The organism is Acidisoma sp. S159 (assembly GCF_009766125.1).
Classification (GTDB): Bacteria; Pseudomonadota; Alphaproteobacteria; order Acetobacterales; family Acetobacteraceae; genus Acidisoma.
In genome coordinates, this window is sequence record NZ_LMUG01000068.1 from 462 (window position 1) to 5,468 (window position 5,007).

Below are 5,007 nucleotides of genomic sequence, written 5' to 3' on the forward strand. Positions count from 1 at the left end.
GCATCCTGGTGCAGAGCCGCCGTGATGGCGCCGCGGCGAAGCGCTTCCTCAAGCGCCTCCTGAAAGGCCTGCAGTATTCGCCACGCGTCCTCATCACGGACAAGCTGAAGAGCTACGGTGTGGCCAAACGCGAAGTGCTGCCGGGCGTCGAGCATCGAGAGAGCCGCTACCTTAACAACCGGGCAGAGAACTCGCACCGGCCGACCCGGCAGCGAGAGCGGCAAATGCAGCGATTCAAGTCGATGCGCCAGGCCCAGCGCTTCCTATCCGCTCATGCTTTCATCTCTGGGCACTTCCGCCCGCGGCGCCATCGCATGACTGCCAGCCGGTATCGTGCCATGCGTGAGAGAGCCTTGAAGAGTTGGACACAGGTGACGTGCGCCCGAACCGCCGGATGACCGCTCCCGCTGCCCACCGGCTCAGATGTTGCTCAACCCCCACCAGTTAACGTGACAATCCCTCGCTGGGCCCGCTCGGCGAGCTCCAGCTCGGTGAGTGTGGCCAGCAGCCGCGCCGCTGGCCAACCTTCTCGGTCGGCACGCTCCGTGAAGCTCGACCACATGGCCCCGATAGTCGGCAGCCGCACTTCATTGAGCAACAAGGGCAGGCGAGCGGTGTCGACGGTGATGGTGTCGCTGATCCTGTCGTTCATGCTGCTTGCCCCATCGAGGGGAGCAACGTGTCGTAGCTGGCGACGGATGGGAGGGTGACGACGATATCGGGCATTATGCCCCGCACCGTCGCGAACCGGGTCCTCAGCGCCGCGAGATCAATGGCGAAGCCGCCATTAATCTCAGCCCCGGCGTTTTGCCCCATCAGGTCACTCAGGGCGACGGCGAGTTCCGCCTCATGGCCGCTCTCATGGGCGAGGAGGAGAAGCGCCACCATCGTCTTACAGGCGGCAGACGCATCACCGTCGGCTAACAACCTCTCCCATGCCAGGCGATAGGCTGGCCGGGGGAACAAAGCGTCGCGATAGACAAGATTAAGCAGAGCCATCGGCTTGCGACGCAGACTGTGGATGACGTGCCGGTAGTCGATGACATGGCCATGTCGCCCGTCGGCGCCGCTGCGACCACGGCGCAGCGTCAGGACCGGGCTGTCGCCAACGATGCAATCAAGCCGATCATCATAGATCCGCACCCGCATCCGAAAGCCGATCAGCCGGGATGGGACGGTGTAGAAGACCTTGCGGAGAACGAAGCCGCTGCTGGAGGTCACGAACACCGTGGCCTCGTCGTAATCGGTCGTTCGTCGAGACGGCAGCGCGTGCAGGGCCGTGGCTTCCAGGCGCACCATCTTGCCGCGCCGGGCATTGCGACGACCGATGAAGTCGGCGATCCAGGCGCGGTAGGCGTCGAGACTAGCGAAGTCGGCACTACCCCGGAGCAGAAGGGCCTGGGCAACACGACGCTTGAGATGCCCATGCTGGCTCTCGATCGCGCCGTTCTCATGCGCCACGCCGGTGTTGTTGCGGGTCGGCGTCATGCCGTAATGGACACAGAAGGCCTCGTAGCGTCGTGTCTGATCGAGACGCGCATCGTCATCGAGGTTGCGGAAGGCGGCGGACAGGCTGTCCGAACGATGTTCGGCGGGCACGCCGCCCAGCATCCAGAGAGCGTTCTGCAGACCAACCGCGAGGGCTGTGAAGCTCTCGCCGCCGAGCACCAACTCGGCATGCTCCCAGGCGGAATAGGCCAGAACGAAGTGATAGAGCCGGTGATCAAGGGCCTGGCCCGCGACGCTCACGCCCACATCGCCCATGTCCGTGAAGTCAGAAAGCGCCTGCTGGCCGGGGATATGGTCCTGACGGAAGATCACCTCCCGGTCGGCCCCATGCTCGGCGGACCAGGCACGGACCCGGCGCTTCAGGCTACGGCGTAAGCGATCCCAATCATGATCAGGATATCGGCGCTGCATCTCCTCGAGCAGGGTCACGGGCCGCAGGCCGGGCGTGGCCTCAAGCATCGGGCGGATCTCGCCATCCCATAGCCCAAGGAAAGGATCGACGGTTCGACGTCGCGATCGGGGTTTATCGAAAGGCAGGGGCGGCAGGTGGTGCGCGGTCTCGATGCGGCGGCCGGTTCGTTCGCTGAACCCCGCCTTGGCGGCAGCGACAGGCTGAGGATGGTGACGACGGAAATCCATAAAAGAGCCTCTTTTGCTGGCTGGTGACGTGTGGTCCGGGCACTTCGGTCCTCGTCTTCGTCGAGGAACCATGTTGCCCGCACACGCCGCGGCCCGCAGACGAGGGCAGAAACCTCGTCGCCGGTTAGGCTGACCTACGGCCAGGCTCCGCCCGACCTTCGGTCAGCCTAACCGGCCATCCGGCGATGTCGATAACCGGCCATCAGTGGTGTCGCGCTACAACGGAGGCACCTTAAAAAGCTTAGAGGCCATCAGCCGAGCAAAAAATCGGGGTTTCTGATCGTTTTGGAGGATGCATGTCCGCGCCTGCGACCCTGAAAGACCAGCTGGCGGCGGAAATCGTTAAATCCGAGGCCGAGGCAGCAGCCAACCCCGACAAATTCACCGGGTCCGACTGGTGGCAGCTATCGGAGGCCGAGGAAGCGGTGTTCGAGATCGACCCCGACCGATGGCCACGCATGATGATAACCTATCACTGCTACGAGGGGTTCAAGCTGATCGCGCATAGCCCCGTATGGGATGAAGCCCTGATCCACCAGGCCCGCCAGGAGCGGCCCGCATGGTGTGACGCGCCGCCATCGGACCATGAGTTTGCCCGCTTCGCCGAGGAATATGGCGAACTAACGAACCGGGAGGCTTATGCGCTTTACGCCAAACAGGAATTTTGGACCGTCCGCCTGGGCGTGATGGTTTACGCAGATGAGCGACCTGGACGATGACATCCCTTTTTGAGCAGCGGAACAAAGGCAATGGCGCGACCCGAGCCGCTTGACCAGATAGATGAAGGCACGGCGAAGGTGGACGCCGTGCTGATGCGCAATGCCGAGATCATCGCCTTGATGAGAGCCGAGCAGGGCAATGATGAAAGGGATATGCAGTTCATCGAACGGATGGACGCTGTGCGATCCGCTCTTGCCGACATCAGGAGCGTGATGATTGGAATGAGGGCATCTTTTGCGGGTCCGCCAGTGCGGCAGCGGAATCACCGGCCAACAAGTGCCGCCGCAATAGCCGAGCTGCGCCGCCATATCCGCGACAGCACCGGCAAATGATGATCGATTCACCTCTCGACGAAGAACTTGTCGCGGCGCTGCATCGCCGGGCGGCGCTCGATGGCGTCCCCATCGGGGACGTGGTTGCTCATGGCCTAGAAATTACCTGGCAATGCGTGACAGCATGGAAAAGGAGCCAGAAATCCGCTCGGAAGATTGGACGCCGCTCTATGACGGTCTGCCCCCGACGCCGAACGCGCTGCACATGTTGATGGCCCAGAGGCGGAAGGTGTGAGACGCAGCCGGGAAAGCGGCAATCAGTTTTGCAAATGACTGATAATCACCATTGTGGAAAACACTTAATATTCCGCCGCCCGCCTCACTTCGTCCCCAACACCAGCCAGCTCGTGAAAGATATCATCGATATACCGCGCTAAATCCGCCTCGCGCACATCGCTTGGCGCCCTCAGATTGTATTCTGGACGCTTCTTTACGATTCTTCTATTATTTTCGGTCATCGAGCCATATTCCTGTATTGTAAGGCCCCAGACAGTATAGCCAGATCAAAAAAATGACCAATACAACATTAGCTTATGACAACCTGACACCGTTTTATCATCTTATTTTTCAGGACTGGCATTCTTCTATAGAGCGGCAGGCCAGTATTATTTCTCGGTTGCTGCCTTCGCCTGAAGAGGCTGGCCCGGTGCTTGACTGCGCTTGCGGCATTGGCACACAGGCCCTTGGCCTTGCGGCCCTAGGTTACGAGATGGAAGGCACTGACATTTCACCGGGCGAGGTCGAGCGGGCGCAGCGCGAGGCAGCTAGTTTAGGACTCTCTGTCGGCTTTCGCGCCGACGATATGCGGACCCTCACCACCTCGGAGCCGGGCCGGTATGCGGCGGTGATGTGCATGGATAATTCTTTGCCACATCTCGACAGCGACGAAGAAATATCGACCGCTCTAAAGGCAATGCGGACCCGTCTAAAGCCAAACGGCACCCTGTTGTTGAGCCTAAGGGACTACGGGAAGCTCATGCTCGACCGGCCAGCCATGATGCCCCCGGCCTTTTTTCAGGATGGAGTGTTTCGCCGGTTTGTACACCAGGTATGGGACTGGACGGACGAGCGGCGCTATCGCTTCCACTTGTATCTGACCTTTGAAAACGCCCTCGGCTGGCAATCCCACCATGTTACCGGCACCTATCGCGCCATCACCCCCGACGAGGTTGCCGCACTTACTGAAAAGGCGGGCTTCAAATCCGTCAGAACAGTGTCCCCGGACGAAAGCGGATATTACCAGCCGATCATCAGCGCCGTAGCCTGAATTCCTATAACAAACCCCTTCCAGGAGCTTTTCACACCCGGTCCTTTGCACAATTCAAGACTTTCGGGGCAAAAGCTTCCCCGTGCGAGACGGCGGGCCAGCCTGGCCCGAAAGCTTTGACCGAAACTTTCTCGCAAACATCTAGAGATGCTGCCCGTAGTCCATCCGTTCGTGTAGCACGCGGACGACCTCAATGCCGTTATTCATGATCCGATAAAACAGAATGTGCGCGCCTGATTGGAATTTATAGTAGCCCATACGAACTTCGGGGCATGCCCTGCCAAGCGCTGGATTGCCAGCCACCATGGCGACGTGCACGCCCAGCTGGCGCGTGTAGGTTTCCGCCTGGTCGATGCCCCAGCGGTTCGCGGTGTGGTCCCAAATGTCAGAGAGATCGCCCTGCGCACGGGGCGTCAGTGTGAAGCGGGCAGTCATTTAACCGAAGGGCGTGCATCCCGCTTACGTGCAATGAACGCATCGAAATCAAACGGTGTTGCCGGGCCGCTCTGCTCGCCCTCGATGAGGGCCGATTGCAGTGCT

Annotated in this window: 8 protein-coding genes and 1 pseudogene; 4 read left to right on the top strand and 5 right to left on the bottom strand. The window is 60.6% G+C overall.

Annotation, left to right across the window (positions count from 1 at the left end; translation table 11 throughout):
* A partial coding sequence (locus GSQ92_RS25090) for a DDE-type integrase/transposase/recombinase (RefSeq protein ID WP_159014224.1) occupies window positions 1–398 on the top strand: 398 nt, incomplete at its 5' end.
* A 32-nt stretch (window positions 399–430) separates the two neighbouring features.
* On the opposite strand, the gene GSQ92_RS25095 is transcribed toward GSQ92_RS25090, so the two are convergent.
* Window positions 431–652, bottom strand: a complete 222-nt coding sequence (locus tag GSQ92_RS25095; protein ID WP_216856935.1) for a hypothetical protein — start codon at window positions 650–652, stop codon at window positions 431–433.
* A pseudogene (gene istA / locus GSQ92_RS25100) lies at window positions 649–2,191 on the bottom strand (IS21 family transposase). Before istA ends, GSQ92_RS25095 begins: the two are co-directional and overlap by 4 nt.
* A 253-nt stretch (window positions 2,192–2,444) precedes the next feature.
* Between istA and GSQ92_RS25105 the strand changes: the two are divergent.
* Window positions 2,445–2,867, top strand: a complete 423-nt coding sequence (locus GSQ92_RS25105) for a hypothetical protein (RefSeq protein ID WP_158805319.1) — start codon at window positions 2,445–2,447, stop codon at window positions 2,865–2,867.
* A 30-nt stretch (window positions 2,868–2,897) separates the two neighbouring features.
* Window positions 2,898–3,200 carry a hypothetical protein gene (locus GSQ92_RS25110; RefSeq protein WP_159014225.1) on the top strand — a complete coding sequence of 101 codons (303 nt, stop codon included), beginning with the start codon at window positions 2,898–2,900 and terminating at the stop codon, window positions 3,198–3,200.
* A gap of 299 nt (window positions 3,201–3,499) precedes the next feature.
* On the opposite strand, the gene GSQ92_RS25115 is transcribed toward GSQ92_RS25110, so the two are convergent.
* Window positions 3,500–3,658 (bottom strand): hypothetical protein, encoded by a 159-nt coding sequence (locus GSQ92_RS25115; RefSeq protein WP_159014227.1) that lies wholly within the window; start codon window positions 3,656–3,658, stop codon window positions 3,500–3,502.
* Window positions 3,659–3,711: 53 nt separating this feature from the next.
* Between GSQ92_RS25115 and GSQ92_RS25120 the strand changes: the two genes are divergently transcribed.
* Window positions 3,712–4,467 carry a bifunctional 2-polyprenyl-6-hydroxyphenol methylase/3-demethylubiquinol 3-O-methyltransferase UbiG gene (locus tag GSQ92_RS25120; protein ID WP_159014229.1) on the top strand — a complete coding sequence of 252 codons (756 nt, stop codon included), beginning with the start codon at window positions 3,712–3,714 and terminating at the stop codon, window positions 4,465–4,467.
* A gap of 141 nt (window positions 4,468–4,608) precedes the next feature.
* Here the strand turns inward: GSQ92_RS25120 and GSQ92_RS25125 are convergent, their stop codons facing one another.
* Both GSQ92_RS25125 and GSQ92_RS31880 read right to left on the bottom strand, forming a co-directional pair.
* Window positions 4,609–4,902 (bottom strand): type II toxin-antitoxin system RelE/ParE family toxin, encoded by a 294-nt coding sequence (locus GSQ92_RS25125; protein ID WP_159014230.1) that lies wholly within the window; start codon window positions 4,900–4,902, stop codon window positions 4,609–4,611.
* Complete coding sequence (locus GSQ92_RS31880; protein ID WP_371418592.1) at window positions 4,899–5,003, bottom strand: type II toxin-antitoxin system ParD family antitoxin; 105 nt, start codon at window positions 5,001–5,003, stop codon at window positions 4,899–4,901. The genes GSQ92_RS25125 and GSQ92_RS31880 overlap by 4 nt, the downstream gene beginning before the upstream one ends.
* Window positions 5,004–5,007: the final 4 nt, after the last annotated feature.

Bases quoted from the DNA above. Each gene is read 5' to 3' on its own strand.
- GSQ92_RS25105 (WP_158805319.1), top strand. From the start codon at position 2,445: ATGTCCGCGCCTGCGACCCTGAAAGACCAGCTGGCGGCGGAAATCGTT.
- GSQ92_RS25120 (WP_159014229.1), top strand. From the start codon at position 3,712: ATGACCAATACAACATTAGCTTATGACAACCTGACACCGTTTTATCAT.
- GSQ92_RS25115 (WP_159014227.1), bottom strand. From the start codon at position 3,658: ATGACCGAAAATAATAGAAGAATCGTAAAGAAGCGTCCAGAATACAAT.
- GSQ92_RS25110 (WP_159014225.1), top strand. From the start codon at position 2,898: ATGGCGCGACCCGAGCCGCTTGACCAGATAGATGAAGGCACGGCGAAG.
- GSQ92_RS25125 (WP_159014230.1), bottom strand. From the start codon at position 4,902: ATGACTGCCCGCTTCACACTGACGCCCCGTGCGCAGGGCGATCTCTCT.
- GSQ92_RS25095 (WP_216856935.1), bottom strand. From the start codon at position 652: ATGAACGACAGGATCAGCGACACCATCACCGTCGACACCGCTCGCCTG.